11 protein-coding genes, 1 tRNA gene and 1 pseudogene are annotated in these 16,791 nt (G+C 36.1%); 6 read left to right on the top strand and 7 right to left on the bottom strand.

Going from position 1 to position 16,791, the window contains the following annotated elements:
* Positions 1–156: 156 nt before the first annotated feature.
* The gene (locus AB1278_RS09390) at positions 157–684 is read right to left on the bottom strand and encodes a JAB domain-containing protein (protein WP_330746809.1); all 528 of its coding nucleotides are present in this window, start codon (positions 682–684) and stop codon (positions 157–159) included.
* Between the two features lie 349 nt (positions 685–1,033).
* Between AB1278_RS09390 and AB1278_RS09385 the strand changes: the two genes are divergently transcribed.
* Entirely contained in the window at positions 1,034–1,255 is a 222-nt protein-coding gene (locus tag AB1278_RS09385) for a hypothetical protein (protein ID WP_202838622.1), read from the top strand.
* A gap of 48 nt (positions 1,256–1,303) precedes the next feature.
* Positions 1,304–2,086 (top strand): annotated as a pseudogene (locus AB1278_RS09380) (recombinase family protein); the annotation flags it as partial.
* Between the two features lie 745 nt (positions 2,087–2,831).
* On the opposite strand, the gene AB1278_RS09375 reads toward AB1278_RS09380, so the two are convergent.
* The 4 genes from AB1278_RS09375 to AB1278_RS09360 all read right to left on the bottom strand — a co-directional run bounded on the left by AB1278_RS09375 (position 2,832) and on the right by AB1278_RS09360 (position 8,221).
* Positions 2,832–2,903: transfer RNA gene (locus AB1278_RS09375), tRNA-Arg, on the bottom strand.
* A gap of 60 nt (positions 2,904–2,963) precedes the next feature.
* Positions 2,964–4,727: a TonB-dependent receptor gene (locus AB1278_RS09370; protein WP_411412935.1), complete on the bottom strand. Its 1,764-nt coding sequence runs from the start codon at positions 4,725–4,727 to the stop codon at positions 2,964–2,966.
* A gap of 35 nt (positions 4,728–4,762) precedes the next feature.
* Positions 4,763–5,254, bottom strand: a complete 492-nt coding sequence (locus AB1278_RS09365) for a hypothetical protein (protein ID WP_062675232.1) — start codon at positions 5,252–5,254, stop codon at positions 4,763–4,765.
* Positions 5,255–5,257: 3 nt separating this feature from the next.
* Positions 5,258–8,221, bottom strand: coding sequence for a tetratricopeptide repeat protein (locus AB1278_RS09360; protein WP_429813930.1), 2,964 nt, complete (start codon positions 8,219–8,221; stop codon positions 5,258–5,260).
* A 257-nt stretch (positions 8,222–8,478) separates the two neighbouring features.
* Here AB1278_RS09360 and AB1278_RS09355 point away from each other — a divergent pair, with 257 nt between their 5' ends.
* From AB1278_RS09355 to AB1278_RS09340, 4 genes are all read left to right on the top strand, one after another.
* Positions 8,479–10,716: a CocE/NonD family hydrolase gene (locus tag AB1278_RS09355; protein ID WP_429813927.1), complete on the top strand. Its 2,238-nt coding sequence runs from the start codon at positions 8,479–8,481 to the stop codon at positions 10,714–10,716.
* Positions 10,717–10,896: 180 nt separating this feature from the next.
* Positions 10,897–13,161 carry a CocE/NonD family hydrolase gene (locus AB1278_RS09350; RefSeq protein ID WP_202838618.1) on the top strand — a complete coding sequence of 755 codons (2,265 nt, stop codon included), beginning with the start codon at positions 10,897–10,899 and terminating at the stop codon, positions 13,159–13,161.
* Between the two features lie 104 nt (positions 13,162–13,265).
* Positions 13,266–14,948 carry an APC family permease gene (locus tag AB1278_RS09345; RefSeq protein ID WP_202838617.1) on the top strand — a complete coding sequence of 561 codons (1,683 nt, stop codon included), beginning with the start codon at positions 13,266–13,268 and terminating at the stop codon, positions 14,946–14,948.
* Between the two features lie 157 nt (positions 14,949–15,105).
* On the top strand, positions 15,106–15,444 hold the full coding sequence (locus AB1278_RS09340) for a DUF962 domain-containing protein (RefSeq protein ID WP_062675236.1): 339 nt from the start codon (positions 15,106–15,108) through the stop codon (positions 15,442–15,444).
* Positions 15,445–15,780: 336 nt separating this feature from the next.
* Here AB1278_RS09340 and AB1278_RS09335 read toward each other — a convergent pair whose 3' ends face one another.
* Positions 15,781–16,245: a hypothetical protein gene (locus AB1278_RS09335; RefSeq protein ID WP_202838616.1), complete on the bottom strand. Its 465-nt coding sequence runs from the start codon at positions 16,243–16,245 to the stop codon at positions 15,781–15,783.
* A 24-nt stretch (positions 16,246–16,269) separates the two neighbouring features.
* Positions 16,270–16,725 carry a lipocalin family protein gene (locus AB1278_RS09330; protein WP_202838615.1) on the bottom strand — a complete coding sequence of 152 codons (456 nt, stop codon included), beginning with the start codon at positions 16,723–16,725 and terminating at the stop codon, positions 16,270–16,272.
* Positions 16,726–16,791 lie beyond the last annotated feature (66 nt).

The raw sequence follows: 16,791 nt of genomic DNA, 5'->3' as shown, positions 1-16,791 counted from the left end.
TCAGGGCAAAAATTATCAAATATGCTCCCAATCGTACAATATAAATTTACCGCGAAAAAACACCTTCGACCAAAGGAAGATCTGTCTTTTCGCCGAAAATTAAAAAAACGGCAATCTTTAATCGCCGTTTTTATGATTTATAATTTACAAAATCTCTCACAGTAAACCTTCATCAGCAAATGATAAGTATTCTGTAGATGTTAAAATACAATGATCCAGCAGTTGAATATTTAAAAATTCAGAGGCATTCCTGATTTTACCGGTCATTTTCAGATCCTCAGATGACGGTTTTAAACTTCCCGATGGATGGTTATGTGCTACAATAATAGATGACGCATTACACAATAAGGCGGCCTGCATAATAATTCTAATATCCACCAGTGTTGCAGAAATTCCAGATTCCGAAATTTTCTTTATTCCTAAAACGTTATGTGCATGATTCAAATAGAGTGCATAAAATGATTCTCTATAGTCAATTTGGCTACTATCAAAATGTGCTCTGAATACTTCAACCGCATCATCTGAATTTGTTATCAGTTTTTCGGCATTCCCTTCTCTTGAATAAGTTAATTTAATTTCATTGACAATATTAAACTTCATTTGTTTTGCTCCGGATACGGCGGAGCCTTTCTTTTCCCGTACCTGCTTAATTATTAAATCAATTCCTCTTCCTATTGAGCTCAAGACTCTATTGATATTTCTCAAAAGAAAAACTGGAAAAAAGAAAGCAGATTATTGTTACGGGCAAAGTGAAAGGCAAAAGGAAACGGAATAACTGGAGGGTACCTTTAGGGAGGAAACCGTTTATGCCGTAGTCTTTTGACAGGGATATAGATAGAAAGGCTGACCGTTACAACTTGGCTGCCTTTTTACCGGTTATTTTTGAAATATCTGTAAACAATATTCAATTAAATAAGCCAGCAAAAGACATTATGTTCCAAATGAGCAGCTATTCAACATGATAAAGCAGTTAATAGTAATTTAACTCATAGTTAAACACATAGTACCGGAACTGACTAAATAGAGATGGTTTATGAAGAGAAATCGTAATCATAAAATAAGAAAAAGTAATGCTATAAAGACATTACCAAGATCATTATATAGTTATCATACTATTCAGCAACTTCCTTTTGAAAAAACAAAAAAAATACTTTTAAATTCGGGGCTAAAATTAACTGACCAAGAAGTAAAAGTAATCTCTGAAATTTTGCACAAAATTGCAGAACTCATTATAAAAGAGTTTATTACCAAATAATTCTTATATTGCATAAATTATTTTTTTTTGAATAACAATAGAAAGATCATGAAGATAGCAGATTTATACATTCGGGTTTCTACCGACGAACAGGCGGATAAAGGTTATTCTCAGAGGGATCAGTTTGAACGGCTTGAGCGTTACTGCAAACAAAACAATTTAATTATTGGTCAGACGATATTTGAAGATCATTCGGCAAAAAACTTTGTAAGGCCAGAATGGATTAAATATGTCAATCATATAAAAAAAAGGAGTACAAAATCCAATTATTTGCTTTTTACCAAATGGGATCGCTTTAGTCGAAATGCTGGCGACGCCTATCAAATGATTAAGCTGCTACAAAATCACAATATTTCTCCACAAGCTATTGAACAGCCACTGGACACAAGTATCCCTGAAAATAAAATGATGCTTGCTATCTACCTTGCTGCTCCAGAAGTAGAAAATGATCGCAGAGCGTTAAATACATTATACGGAATGAGAAGAGCGCAGAAAGAAGGACGAGTTATGGGAACCGCTTCTTACGGGTACATCAATAAATGTACTGAAGATGGCCGAAAATATGTGGCTATAAAAGAACCCGAAGCATCAAACATGCGCTGGGCTTTTAACGAACTTTCTAAAGGAAAATATGCCATAGACCAAATACGCAAAAAAATGAATTCGATGGGAGGAAGTCCTATCAGTAGAAGTTCATTTTATAAGTCTATCCGTAACCCTATTTATTGTGGCAAAATTTTTATAAAGGCTTATAAAGATGAGGAGGAATGTATTGTTGAAGGAAAGCATAAACCCCTGATTTCTGATTCATTATTTATCCAAGTTCAGCAGGTACTCACTGGAAAAGCGAAGGATGAAAGGCCAAGGGGCAAAATTCTTGTTTCGGAGAATTTACCACTCAGAGGTTTTCTGAAATGTCCCAGATGTGGGGAACATATCTCAGGAAGCGGCTCCAAGGGCAAACTTAAAATATATTACTATTACCATTGTAATTCAAAGTGTGGCTACAGATACAATTCCACTGTGGTCAATACAATTTTTGAAGAGCAATTAAAAACATTGAGTTTTAACGAAAGCGCAAAACAATTATTAAAGGAAATAATACTGTTTAATTTTAAACATATCCAACAAAATGTTGATGACAGAAAAAAAGATCTTATCTCGCAATTACAAGATTTAAATAATAAATTAGACAATGCCAGAGACAAATACTTGAACGATCTGCTAGATTATGATGATTACCGTCTCATAAAATCTGATACCAAAGCTAAGTTAGACAATTTAGAAATGGAATTACAAAATCAGAAATTGACAAGAAAAAATCTTGATATCACGAAAAAAGTTGAAACGGTTCTAAAGATCATACCTAATCTGTCAAAGCTCTACTCACAAGGAGATACAGAAACTAAACGTGACATATTGTGTTCGATTTTATCAGAAAAACTTGAGTTTGAAGAAAATGCGTTTCGAACACCAAAATTAAATTCTGCGTTATCTTATATCTTACACATTAACAATAGTTTACAAACAAAAAAAGACGGACAAAACATTAAAAAAAATGTCTCGTCCGTCCGAGTGACCGCAGAAGGATTCGAACCCTCACTGTCGGAGCCGAAATCCGAAGTTCTATCCATTAAACTATGCAGCCGTATTCATAAGTAATGAATGATAAGTAATGAGTAATGCTTGATTACCTATCATTTATACTTTAGAAAGTAATTTTCACGCCTCCCAGAATCTGCGCACCCAGGACTTTATATCCCTTGTATGTCTGGTATTTTGAGCTCAGAAGATTATTTCCGAGTGCGAAAATACTGAAATTTTTGTGAATTTTATACTCTGCGGAAAGATTTAAATCAGCATACCCTCCAACTTTATCATTTGTATTCTCTGTAGACTGGTAAATTATGTTAGGATCACCTATACCTTCTATCGCATAAGAGTTTGTAGTTCTGTCACTTGCAAAGATTCCTTTGAATCCAAGTAATAACTTCTTGTCAAGCATCGTATATTTTGCCCCGATGCTCGCATTGAACAAAGGAACGTTATAAATGTTGTCGTAAGTCTTAAGATCGTACTTGGTAAACCTCAATTCTCCGTCTAAAATAAGGTTAGCCAATGGGAAATACTGCACACTACCCTTAATATCGCTTACATTTCCGTCATCATACACTGCAGAGAATGTATTGGCAAAATTGTAGGCAGAACGATTAACAGAGTTGTTATCGAAAAGATCATTGGCCTTAAAGAACATAATATCTCTCATTTTTCCATAACCCGCAGAGAAGTCGTATTTCAGCGTTTCGTCAATGTCCCCTCTCAATCCTACATAAAAACGATATTTAGTCTCTGTGGGCTTTAAAAACTGGTCAGAAAGGATAAATGGATTCGTCTGTAACATATCTCCGTATGTATTCAGTTTCAAACCACCGTCTACCCCTCCGTAGAATTTAAATTCATTAGCAGCGGCAAACTGAAACTCTGCCTGTGGGAACCAATAGGTTTTATTATTTTTTTGCTGCTCTAGCTGATCGTTGGAATTTTTAGCATTCAGGAAAGAGAATGAAGATCCTAACGTCAAATAAGAGTCTCCTTTTCTGAAAGTTACTTTCGGAGTCAGGCTGGTATTGAAGAAGTTAGCAGAGTTTTTATCCCTGATGGCAAAATCTGTCTTTACCGCATCCAATCCTACTCCAAGGTCAGCATTCAGGTTGATTCCTGATTTACCTAATTCAACAGCATGTTTGGAGAAATTGGCAAGAATAGACACCTGATTTTCCTGAGCATCAAAATGATCCTTCAGGAATGATGATTTTACCCTTACATCATTTAAGATTTCGTTGGAATAAAAATCGTAATACCCGTTTACTTTAAACTGATTTACTTTTTGTTTCAGATCAAGCTCTCCGGTAGGCTGCATAGCGTAGATCCCATAATAATTATAGCTATCTAAGCCATATTCAGCATTAAGGTTGAACTTTCCTTTTTCACCGTAAGAGTTGAGGAAAGCGGCGATATTCGCTGAAGTCTGCCCGGATTTCCAGTCATAATCTTTTTTAAGACCATTGGTGGAAAGAACATGAACATCTGCACCTACTTCAAGCTTATTTTCAAGAGTTTTTGAAACGTTTCCATCTACCAGGATTTTCCCGTAGTTACCCATTCCGAACTGGAAATAGTTATTCTGAGCGGTCCCGTCAAATTTCGGAGCTACGTCCTCCCCCTGAATCGTTGAAGTTTTGAAATCTGAAACAGCAGGAACATCTGTGATGGTATATTTCACAGGTGTCTGCGATTTCTCTTCCGGCGGATAATTTTTAATGGTTTCCACAGAAGTTTTCTTCTTCTCGATCTTCTTCACTTCCGGTTCTCTTTTTTTGTTAAGAACCAGCTTTTCCTCCTTGATCTGGGAAAACGCCACCGACGAAACCCCTAAAAATAATATGGATAATAATTGAATTTTCTTGTTCATATTTTCTTTATTTGAAAAAAATATATAACGGGCTTTTATTTATTGGAAGCAATATAACTGCCTAATAAAGCTTTCCCCGACTGTTTTGAAAAAGTTCTCCCCAGTCTGAATATATTAAACAGCCAAAGGCTTTGATAAACTTGTAATTTGTATTGATAATTTTTTGTTGCACTATTCTCAGCTACATCATAACTGTAAACAATATCATAAGGAAATGCTGAAGGCAGTAACCCGACTGTAATCATACTTCCAATCATTGGGTTTCCACAAGGAGGAGTATAGGTTTTCATCGGATGCAGTGTTATCTTAGATACATTGGTACTGTCTTCTACAATTTCATAAATATCAGAATGTTTTAAAATCTCAAATTCTTTCTTAAGATCCTTATTCACTACAAAAGCTTTCTGTTTTTGAAAGTCAGCTTTTGCGTGGTTATACTCTTTTGGATAGGCACTGTATGAAGGAATACAGCTCCAGAGTGAAGCAGAAATTAAAAAAGAATATATGGTAATTTTAAAAACCTTCATGTACTATTTCTTAATCTGTTTTTTAACTTCTTTTGCTTCTGCAACAATTTCAGGGAAATCCTTATAGTTTGCAATGATCTGATCACAGGTATAACTTGCCTGGTAGTTATCTTTCAGGCCGATATAGTTTTTAGCCATCAATACCAAAGCTTTTGCTCCCCAGAATTCTTCTGATGCATAATTATTGGCAAGCTTAAAGATCGTCTCATTAGAAGACTTGAAAGCTTTTCCTTTGTTCTGATAATAGGCTTTTGCATATAAAGCTTCCGCAGCTACCGAAGTATTCGATGATTTTTCAAGAGAAGAATAGGCAGCCTGTGCATCTTTGTCTTTTCCTGAGTTCATCAGGCTTCTTGCTTTAATCACTTTCGCAGTTTCAATAACGGCTGCAGAGTTTTTAGAATTGGCGATTACTGCATTGGCTAATTTTTCAGCTTCTGAGAAATTGTTTTCTTCCGCATACAGTTTCATCAATTCCACATTTGCATAGTTTTTAATGCTGATGTTGGAAGAATTTTTGATGCCTTCAAGGTACTTTTTAGCTTCAGCAGTATTCCCCTGTGCAAGGAAGATCTGAGCTAAACGAGTTTGCGCATCATCCTGGTAATCATTCTGAATTCCAGTAACTTCCTGAAGCACAAGTAAAGCTTTGGTTGAATTGTTAGTCTGATAATAACTTTCTCCTAATTCGTACTTAGCCTGGTACAATCCTTCCCCTGTCGGGTTCTGTGTCAGATACTTTTCGTAGTAAGAAATTGCATTCTTATAATCTTTCTTCGCGAACAACTGCTTCCCTGTAGATAAGTTGATCTCATCAATTTCAGCAGCATCTACATTTACTCCAATATTTCTTGCGAAAGTTTCATATCCTGAAACATCTCCGTTTTTCGTAAAGATAGGTTTTGCAGCCTGAACTACTTTCTGAGCATAGGCCGTATTTTTATACTGCTCACCCAGAGATTTCAGTTCAGAAAGAGCTTTATTATTCTGGTTTTGATCGATGTAATTCTGCGCTCTATAGATAGAAGCATTCGCAATCAGATCTTTGTCAGAAGAACCTTTAATTACTTTTCCGAAATAATCATTGGAGTTAGCAAAATCATCCTGAGCTGCATATGCTGTTCCTATTTCGTACTGAGCATCATCATAATATTCTGAATCCGGATATTTTGATAAAAGGTTTTTAAGGTTGTTAATCTTCGCCTGTGTATCTCCTTTGAATCCCAGAGCCATTGCTTTTTGATACAAAGTATAATCCGTAGCATCTTCGTTTTTATCATAGATAGCAATGGCTTCGTTCAGATCATTGTTAGCATAATGGATATCTGCTAGACGAAGTTCTGCATCATTTTTAAATTCCGGTTTCGGATTAGCAAGATATTGTTTGAAATAAGTAGCCGCCTGATCAAATTTCTTAGATTTAAAATAGGCATATCCCAAATCATAAGGCAGCTGCTGCTTTTCAGGGAAGTTTTCCGTAAGAAGCTTTTCATAACGAACAATGGCAGATGGATAATTTCCTTTCTGATAATATACCTGTGCCAGCCAGTATAAAGCTCTGCTGTTGAATTCTTTATTGATATTAAAGCCTAGACTTCTTAAGAAATATTTCTCAGCTTCGTCATAGTTTCCTTTGTTGAATTCCTCCGTTCCTAATAAATAAGAAACCTCCTGGTCTACTTTGTTGATCTCAGGAGTTGAACTCTGTAATCTGTCAATCGCATTCAGCGTTTCTTTATAATTTCCGGAATATAGATAGGATTTTACCAGTAATGACCTCATTTCTGCGGCATTGGCTCCGTTCTGATTTTCGTTGATATAACTTTGAATTACCGCCGAAGGACTTTCAAACGGGTTACCGATATCGTAACTTAGTTTAGCGTACTGCTCATGGGCCAGCTTTTTCACTTTTGCATCATAATCCATCTGATAAGAAGAACGAAATGCGGAAAGCGCTTCCTGTTTTTTATCTACGGCCAGATAAGCATTTCCTAACTGGTAATAAGCATTTTGTGCCAAAGCAGAATTGCTGTTGAGAAGCTGGTTGTAATAAGAAACCGCTTCATCATATTTTTTCAGCTGTGCAGCGACAAATCCCATCTCATACAAATCGTTTTCAGATGGATTTTGCTGTACACTCAGATAATCTTTCAAATGTGGATACGCAGAGGTGTAATCATTCTTCATGAAGTAACTCTCCCCGATGATCTTATGAACTTCCGCTTTATAAGAATCTGAAATATTTTCGTTCAACAAAGCTGTTCCTTCTGTAATAGCCTGATCGTAGTTCTTATCATTGTAATACATCTGTACATAATAAGGACGTACCAGCTTTGAGAATTTATCCTGATCCTTTATCGAATCAAAATACTGGAAAGCTTTATCATTCTGTCTGTTGCTGTAATACAAATGCCCAAGCATATAAGCAATATCTCCTTTTTGGGACTGATCTGCTGATTTATAAGCTTCTTCAAGGGCATCAGTAGCTCCCTTGGAATCACCCGTCATGAATTTTGCATATCCAAGCTTCAGAATATACTCGGTATTCTCCTCTTTCGAAAGCTGATACTGGTTTACTTTTTTCAAAGTCTCCAGCGCTTTATCGAAATCTTTTTTTGCTAAATAGTAATCTGCCAGTGGAAGATTAGCCTGAGCAAAATAAGCAGAATTAGGATATTCTTTCATGAAAGCCGTTAACCCTTCTTCAGCATGATTTTTCTGAAGAATCACACCGATCACATTATCAAAAAACTGGGCGCCTTCCTTTTTCGAACGGGACAAATTCTGATTGTAGAAATATTGTCTTGCATATTCGTACTGGGAAGCGTTGTATATTTTGGTCTGATAAAGATTTTCGGCTAGATTGAACCTGTAATTTTCTTTCTGGGTAAAATATTGGGACTGTTGAGCATCGGAGATTCCGAAATAGATGACCGCAGCCGCTAAAAGTATTTTTTTTGATTTCATTCTTCTTGATATAAGAAAATTAGTCTAAATAAGTTAACGAAAATATTAAAAACTTATTGTTTAAGCAAGTTTTAACAGTGTTAATGACAGTTAATTCTTATTTGATAACAATGTAAATTTTCTCACCATACAATGATAAAATTTACTACATTCGTTTGATAAAATATAAACAATTTTAATAAACAGTTATCAAAAACATATTTTAATTTGATACTTTTTCAACAGCAGCTAAAAACATACCATAAACACACCATCTCATGAAATTTAAGATTCTTTTAGCATTAATTTGGGTAAACCTCCTGCAGGCACAAAAGTTTTATTTTCCAAAGACAGCTGTAAATGACTCTGTTATATTGGAAAAACAGATTCCAGGACTTGCACAGCAAGTGATTCCTCATCTTCAGTCGGTAAAATACAAACCGGAAAACACTGTTGATCTTATGGATAACCTTTTCCGTTTGCAGATAGTGGCTCAGGATTATAAAAATTCGCTGACTTCTCTTACTGAAAACCGTAAGCTCTTTGCGGATAACAATATGGGAGACTACAGATATATCGGATTTGAACTGTATGCCCTTGCAAAAATGGAGCAAGAAGAAAACAATACCTCATTTTCCAATGCCCTTCAAAAAGTATTTAATCAAAAATACGAAAGCCTTCCGGAAAAACTGATTCCAAGACTGGAACTCGCTCTTAACGGAGATGTGAACGCATCCAGAAAACTGTTGAAGAATTTCCTTGATAAACAAAAAGATAAGGACAGCATCGATTACAAAACGGCACTGGCTCTATGTAAAAATTATCTGAATTATAAAACCTACTCCAGCATCAAACCTCAGGTCATGCAGCTGCTGGTTTCAAAAGACAAGGAAAGATTCATTATTGAAACGAAAGATCTTAAGATCAATGGAAATACCTTATCAGTCACTATTGTTCGCAGAAAGGAAAACACATCTCCACTTCCTGTTATTTTAACCAATAATATCTATGCTGGTCCCATTGATGGTTTCTTTGGAAAGAGAGCCGCTACATACAATTACGTAGGGGTTGTTGTGAATACGAGAGGCAAGAGAAACAGCAATGATGTGAACAATCCTTTTGAGCATGAATCGCAAGATATTTATGAAGTGATAGACTGGGTCAGCAAACAGCCCTGGTGCAACGGGAAAGTAGGAATGATCGGAGGAAGTTATTTAGGCTTCAGCCAGTGGGCAGCCGTAAAAAAAGTGCATCCGGCATTAAAGACGATTGTTCCTCAGGTTGCCGTAGGAATCGGGATTGATTATCCGGCTCAGAATAATATCTTTATGAGCTATATGCTGCAGTGGATACAATATGTGACCAATAACAAATTTACAGATGAAGCAGATTTTACCAATGCTGTAAAATGGGATTCTATTTTTACAAAATGGTACAAAAGCGGGAAATCATTCAGGTCGTTAGATAAAATAAGCGGGAAACCCAGCAAAATATTCCAGCGATGGCTGGATCATCCGGGATATGATGAGTACTGGCAGAAAATGATTCCTTACAAAGAAGATTTTTCTAAAATTAACATTCCTGTTCTTACCACGACAGGATATTATGATGATGATCAGATTGGCGCACTGTATTATTTTAAACAGCATCATCAATACAATAAAAACGCAGATCATTATCTGGTAATAGGCCCTTATAACCACGGCGGTGCACAAAGTTTCGGATTTACTTACGTGAATGGCAGTCCTATTGATCCGGTGGCCAGAATAAGCATCGATGATCTTGCTTTCTCATGGTTTGATTATATTCTTAAAGGAGGAAAAAAACCTGAACTACTGAAAGACAGAATTAATTTTCAGGTCATGAATACGAATACATGGAAACATGTTGCTGATCTTGACAAAATGCATAATTCTTCTTTGAAATTCTACCTTCAGGACAAAAAAAATACGTCTTCAGTCTTTAATAAACCTGAAACCAGAAATTTTACAACTCAAATTATTGATTTTAAAAACAGGGATCAGAAAGACATTTATTACAAGGTCAGCAAAAAAGACAGTATCAAAATGACTAATTCTGTCGCTTTTGAAAGTGAAATTCTTGACAAGGATATGATCATGAGTGGAAACCTGTCAGGAGTTTTCAATGTTTCGATCAATAAAAAAGATTTTGATACGGATACCTATCTGTACCAGATTTCTCCTGATGGAAAATCCTATTTACTATCCACTCATATCGTGAGAGCCAGCTATGCAAAAAACAATCAAAAACGACAGCTTCTTGAACCGGGCAAGACAGAACAGATTCCCATTAACAACTCGTATGTTATGAGTAAAAAGATAGAGAAAGGAAGCAAACTCCTTTTGTTGGTCGGAGTCAATAAAAATCCTAACTGGCAGATTAATTATGGATCTGGCAAAGACGTAAGTGAAGAAACGATAAAGGATTCAGGGGAACCGCTGGAAATAAAATGGTACAATGACAGTTATGTGGAAGTCCCTGTTTATAAAGATTAAAAACCTTTTTAAACAAGTTTCAGCAGACTTCATGTGATAAAACAACAATAAATCATTTCATTCTTTACTGATAAAAATTCTTAATTTAGCCCGCTAAAAAAATAACCAATTGGGTAATTAATGGCGAAGTACATATTTTGATATGATACTTTTTCATCAGAAGCTCAAAATACATCATTAATGAAATTTAAGATACTTTTAGCATTATGTTTTGTCAATATAATGCAGGCTCAGAAATTTTACTTTCCGAGGACAGCGGCAACAGATTCTACAATGTTGGAAAAACAAATCCCGGAACTGGCTTTAAAGGTGATTACTGAATATCAGTCTCCTAAAAACAAACCGAAGTATACGCTCACGTTTTTAGACAATCAGTTTCGTTTACAGCTCGCTGCAAAAGATTATAAAAACTCCATTGCAAGTTTAACGGATTACCGTAAGGAATATGCAGACCATAATATGGCAGGGAACAAATATCTTGCTTTTGAAATCTACAGCATGGCAAGACTGATGGAAAAGGATAAAAAAATTTCGTTTTCCAATGCTCTTCAAACCGCCTTTACTACAAAATATGAAAGTTTATCCGAACCGCTGACCACCAAAGTAGGGCCCACCCTGGATATTGATTCAGATGTAAAGGACCATAAAAAGAGATTGAATGCAACACTTGACAAACAAAAAGATAAGGACAGCATAGACTATGCTTCCGCTCTGGCTTTATGTAAGAACTATGTCAATTATAAGACTTACTCAAGCATCAAGCCTCAGATTATGCAGCTGTTCAAAGTAAAGGAGCAGGAAAAATTCATCATTGAAACCAAAATCCTTACTTTAAAAAAAGGAACAAAACTTACCATTACGATTGTACGAAAAAAAGAAAACACTTCTCCTCTTCCCGTTATACTTACCAATAATATTTATGCCGGGGAATTTTTAGATGCAGCGATAGGGAAAAGAGCAGCAGTTTACAATTACGTAGGAGCCGTGGTTAACACCCGTGGAAAAAGAGACAGCAATGACCCCAATCATCCATTTGAAGACGAAGCTCAGGATCTTTATGAAGTCATCGACTGGGTCAGCAAGCAACCGTGGAGCAATGGTAAAGTAGGAATGATAGGCGGAAGTTATTTAGGATTCAGCCAATGGGCAGCTGCCAAAAAACTGCACCCGGCTTTGAAAACCATTGTACCTCAGGTTTCGGTAGGGATAGGAATAGATTATCCTTCTCAGAATAATGTCTTCAAGGGTTATATGCTCCAGTGGATTCACTATGTCACCAATAATAAGCTGACTGATGAAGCAAGCTTTAATAATGATACAAAATGGGATTCCATCAATACAGCATGGTACAAAAGCGGCAGATCATTCAGAGCCCTTGATTCTTTAAGCGGGAAGCCCAATACAATATTCCAAAGATGGCTGGATCATCCCGGTTATGATAAATACTGGCAAAACATGGTCCCTTACAAAAAAGAATTTGCCAAAATAAACATTCCTGTTTTAACAACTACAGGTTATTATGATGCTGATCAGATCGGAGCATTGTATTATTATAAAGAACATCACAAATACAACAAAAACCCTAACCATTATTTAGTGATAGGACCTTATGATCATGCAGCAGCTCAAAGTTATGGATACAATTATGTTTATGTTTTCGGTTATGGAAATCTACTCATAGATCCTGTAGCCAGAATAAGTATTGATCAACTTGCTTTTTCATGGTTTGATTATATTCTGAAGGATGGCAAAAAACCGGAACTTCTGAAAGATAAAGTCAATTTTCAGATCATGAACAGTAATACATGGAAACATGTTCCTACTCTTGATAAAATGCACTCATCTTCTCTTAAATTTTATCTTCAGGACCGTAAAAACGGTTCTTCAGTTTTTGAGAAACCCGGAACTGAACAATTTACCCAACAGACCATTGACTTTAAAGACAGAAATCCGAAATATCTTTATCATACAGTAAGCAAACAGGATAGTGTGTATGTAACCAATTCTATTTATTTTGAAAGTGAAATTCTGGAAAAGGATATTACAATAAGCGGAAATTTATCCGGAATATTCAACGTTTCCATCAACAAAAAGGATTTTGATCCCAAAACCCTATTATATCAGGTACAGCCTGATGGTAAGATATTTTTACTATCTACACACCTTACCCGAGCCAGCTATGCAAAAAACAATTCCAAACGTCATCTGCTTAAACCTGGCAAAAAGGAGCAGATCCCAATCAAAAACTCATTTTTCATCAGCAAAAAAATAGAAAAAGGAAGTAAACTGGTCTTACTGGTAGGAGTTAATAAAAATAAGAACTGGCAGGTCAATTATGGCACAGGAAAAAATGTAAGTGATGAAACTATAAAAGATGCAGGTGAGCCTTTGGAAATAAAATGGTACAACGACAGTTATGTGGAAATTCCCATTTATAAAGAGTAAATTCTTTTGTTTGCGCATTTTTCCCCAAATGTTTTTAACAACTGTTAACATCAAAATAAAAAATCATTACATTTGCTTTTTTTCAAATCAAATATAGTTATTGAATGAGTCAACTTTTTAGAAGAAAAATCTATTCAGATACAGATACATCAACAGGGCTTTTAAGAGTGCTGGGTGTATGGGACATTGTATTTTTTGGTATTGCGGCTATTATAGGAGCTGGGAGTTTCAGCAGTTTGGGAGAAGCCGTTTTCAGAGGCGGTCCCGGTGTAATACTACTCTATTTGATTTGTGGTTTTGCCTGTGGGTTTACCGCTTTATGCTACGCTGAATTTGCCAGCAGAATTCCTACGGCAGGTTCTGCATACACATATGCTTATGCCAGTTTTGGGGAATTGATTGCATGGGTTATCGGCTGGGCTCTGATCATGGAATATTCTTTCGGGAATATTTACGTAGCCTTTTCCTGGTCAGATTATTTCACCAGTTTCTTAGGACGTCTCGGAATGCATATCCCTGATTATCTTACCTGCAGCTATACCGAAGCCAGAAAAGCCGTTCAATATGGTTCAGAAAACAAGGAACTCTTAAATGCATGGAAGACCGCTCCATTAATCGGAAGTTTGAAATTCATTGTAGATATTCCAGCATTGGTTATTAACGGTTTGATTACATGGCTTTGTTATGTAGGAGTAAAAGAAAGTAAAAACTTTAATAACTCCCTGGTTATCTTAAAGCTTGGAGTAATTTTACTCGTTATTCTTGTTGGTTTTGCGTATATCAATACTGAAAACTGGACCCCAGTAAGCCCGACAACCGGAACACCATCCTTTATGCCAAATGGCTTTGCAGGGGTAATGAGTGCCGTATCCGGAGTATTCTTTGCTTATATCGGATTTGATGCTTTAAGTGTTCTTTCTGAAGAGACTAAAGACCCACAAAAGACTTTACCAAAAGGAATGATCATCTCTCTTGTGCTGTGTACTGTGATCTATATTGCATTAACGCTTGTATTGACAGGTATGGTAGATTACAAGAAATTTGACGGTGTGGGAGATCCTCTTTCTTTTATATTTGAAAAAACAAATGCTAATGTAGCATGGATGGAACTTGTAGTTTCTTTCGTTGCAATTGTTGCCATTACCACTGTATTATTGGTTTTCCAGATGGGACAGCCAAGAATCTGGTATGCCATGAGCCGTGACGGACTGATGCCTGCAAGATTTCAAAAAGTACATCCTAAGTATAAAACACCATCATACGCAACCATCGTTACTGGGATTGTGGTAGGTATTCCTATCCTGTTTACAGATAAAACTTTCATCCTTGATTTTACAAGTATCGGAACTATTTTCGCTTTTGTACTGGTATGTGCCGGAGTACTAATGCTTCCAGCTAAAGAAAAAATTAAAGGCAGATTCCACCTTCCTTACGTGAATGGTAAAATCATTTTCCCTGTTATTTTCATTGGTGGTTTGCTGGCTTTCTACCAGTGGCAGCCTGAGTTTTTTGATAATCTGATGAACTGGTCAGATCCTAATGAAGGAGAATTCAGAGCTTCTATTTTCTTTTTTATTATCATCAACCTGATTCTATGTGTCGTAGCTTTTATCAAGAATTTATCATTAATTCCATTGATTGGTTTAAGTTCATGTCTGTATCTTCTTACAGGAATGAGCCATGAGAACTGGTTCTGGTTCGGAATGTGGTTCCTGATCGGTATGGTTATTTATTTCTGCTACGGATATAAAAACAGTAAGCTTGGAAAAGAGTTAAAAGACAGCTAAATAAGCATTTAATAAAATTGCGAAAAGGCAAAATAGCAAAGAGGTTAATCCCGTTGGAAATACTGATTCGCTGTTTTGCCTTTTTCTTTTTCAGGCTCGTTTAAAAATCGGCAGCATTATTGCTTTGACTTCAACAGAATCAACAAACTATATCGCCATGGCCGAAAGAATCAAAACATATAGAGAGTTTTACCAGTTTTATCTTACTGAGCATAGTAAAACAGGCACACGCATTTTCCATTTTATCGGAACATTTTTAGTGTTTTTCGTAATATGGTATGTCATCAGTTCCGGAAAAGAAAGATTTCTATGGTATATTCCAATTGTAGGCTACGGATTTGCCTGGTTCAGCCACGCCGTGATTGAGAAGAATAAGCCGGCTACTTTTAAATATCCTTTATGGTCTTTAATCTCAGATTTCAGACTGTTTTTTGAACTATTAATCGGGAAGCAGAAATTCTTTACGTCCAATAACCAGCCTCAAAATCAGGAATAGCCTTTAGTTTCTTTTCCTTTTTTAGTTTTGAAGACGTAAGAGCATTTCGACTTAGCACAATGTGAGATTTTCAGCAAATGATGATATTATTTTTCTCGCAGATTGTGGAAATTTCGCAGATTTTTTTTAATAATATCTGCCTGGTTTCCAAGAGCTGTAGAGGATATTAAAGTTTAGATTCCTTGCTTTGCCCGGAATGACAAAACAGAGTTTTGAAATTTTATCGGAGATAAAATCTTTGCGCCTTAAAAGCATTCCTTCTAATAATACTTGCGCCTTTGCGTTTTCCGACCTTTACTTTTAGATTGAGATTGCTTCACCTTCGGTTCGTAATGACTATATGTTGGTAGAATTCTGTTTATTCTGATGGAGTTTCTTCCCAATCAGATAACCCAATGAAGGCAGAATACATGACAATACAACCGGAACTATCAAAGCCAGACCTGATCCGTCAAGAATAACCGTTAAAGGAAAAAGATAGCCATTATAAATGATGAACGCCAATGTAAAAAGAAAACTGTCACTATTACCTGTAGAAAGAATATTAAAATCGCTTCCAAACTGATCAAACAAACCGGAGCAAACGAATAAGAAGACATTCACAAAAAACATCCATAGGACGGTTCTGTAGATCATCCCTTTTTTTGCATTCAGATATCCGGCGAAGATCAGAAATAAAGATAAAATTCCGGAAACGGCATAATCCAGTCCTGAAACATCAACTTCACTACCCATTCTTCCAAAGAAATACATCGCATACAATACCAGATTTCCGAGATAGATGACCGTTACATAATTCATACGTTAAAAATTTTGTGTTTACGGTTAGTATTGTTTTTCAAGTATATCGTAATGAACCGTGTTTACTATCTTCTCTGCAAGGATGTCACCATCTACTTTTTTCGGTTCAGGAATATAGCTTGAAAAGGTTATCGTATGATCTTTATTGATTGTTACTTCCACTTCTTCAAGGATATTTTTATCATCTACATAAAACTGGATCCTGTTTTCTACAACTCTCCAGAAAGAAAGTCTTGGTTCAGATGGACTGCAGTCACCCGACTTCCCTTCTACATAATTATAAATGGCAAAACCATCTTCCCTGATGGCATAATTTCTCATCAGGCGGCAGTTATCGAACTCTTTTATCACTTTCTTTTTACCTTCATAAAATCCGGCTTCCTTCAGTTTCCAGAATCCAGTAACGTTTTCTTTGGTTAATTTTTGGGCACTGACCAGAGAAACGGTCATACACGAAGCGAGAAAAAATATCTTAGACATAATGAATTTGTGTTTTTTTGATTGTAAACGAATATAATAGTGAGTAAAGAATTACGGCGGGCGGCT

The sequence above is a fragment of the Chryseobacterium sp. NRRL B-14798 genome, assembly GCF_050470705.1.
In the GTDB taxonomy this organism is placed as follows: Bacteria; Bacteroidota; Bacteroidia; order Flavobacteriales; family Weeksellaceae; genus Chryseobacterium; species Chryseobacterium cupriresistens.
The sequence above is the reverse complement of the archived record's forward strand: the minus strand, read 5'-3'. Positions and strand labels throughout refer to the sequence as shown.

Coding starts and splice junctions, on each gene's coding strand:
- AB1278_RS09385 (WP_202838622.1), top strand. CDS start 1,034: ATGAAGAGAAATCGTAATCATAAAATAAGAAAAAGTAATGCTATAAAG.
- AB1278_RS09370 (WP_411412935.1), bottom strand. CDS start 4,727: ATGAACAAGAAAATTCAATTATTATCCATATTATTTTTAGGGGTTTCG.
- AB1278_RS09365 (WP_062675232.1), bottom strand. CDS start 5,254: ATGAAGGTTTTTAAAATTACCATATATTCTTTTTTAATTTCTGCTTCA.
- AB1278_RS09360 (WP_429813930.1), bottom strand. CDS start 8,221: ATGAAATCAAAAAAAATACTTTTAGCGGCTGCGGTCATCTATTTCGGA.
- AB1278_RS09355 (WP_429813927.1), top strand. CDS start 8,479: ATGAAATTTAAGATTCTTTTAGCATTAATTTGGGTAAACCTCCTGCAG.
- AB1278_RS09350 (WP_202838618.1), top strand. CDS start 10,897: ATGAAATTTAAGATACTTTTAGCATTATGTTTTGTCAATATAATGCAG.
- AB1278_RS09345 (WP_202838617.1), top strand. CDS start 13,266: ATGAGTCAACTTTTTAGAAGAAAAATCTATTCAGATACAGATACATCA.
- AB1278_RS09340 (WP_062675236.1), top strand. CDS start 15,106: ATGGCCGAAAGAATCAAAACATATAGAGAGTTTTACCAGTTTTATCTT.
- AB1278_RS09335 (WP_202838616.1), bottom strand. CDS start 16,245: ATGAATTATGTAACGGTCATCTATCTCGGAAATCTGGTATTGTATGCG.
- AB1278_RS09330 (WP_202838615.1), bottom strand. CDS start 16,725: ATGTCTAAGATATTTTTTCTCGCTTCGTGTATGACCGTTTCTCTGGTC.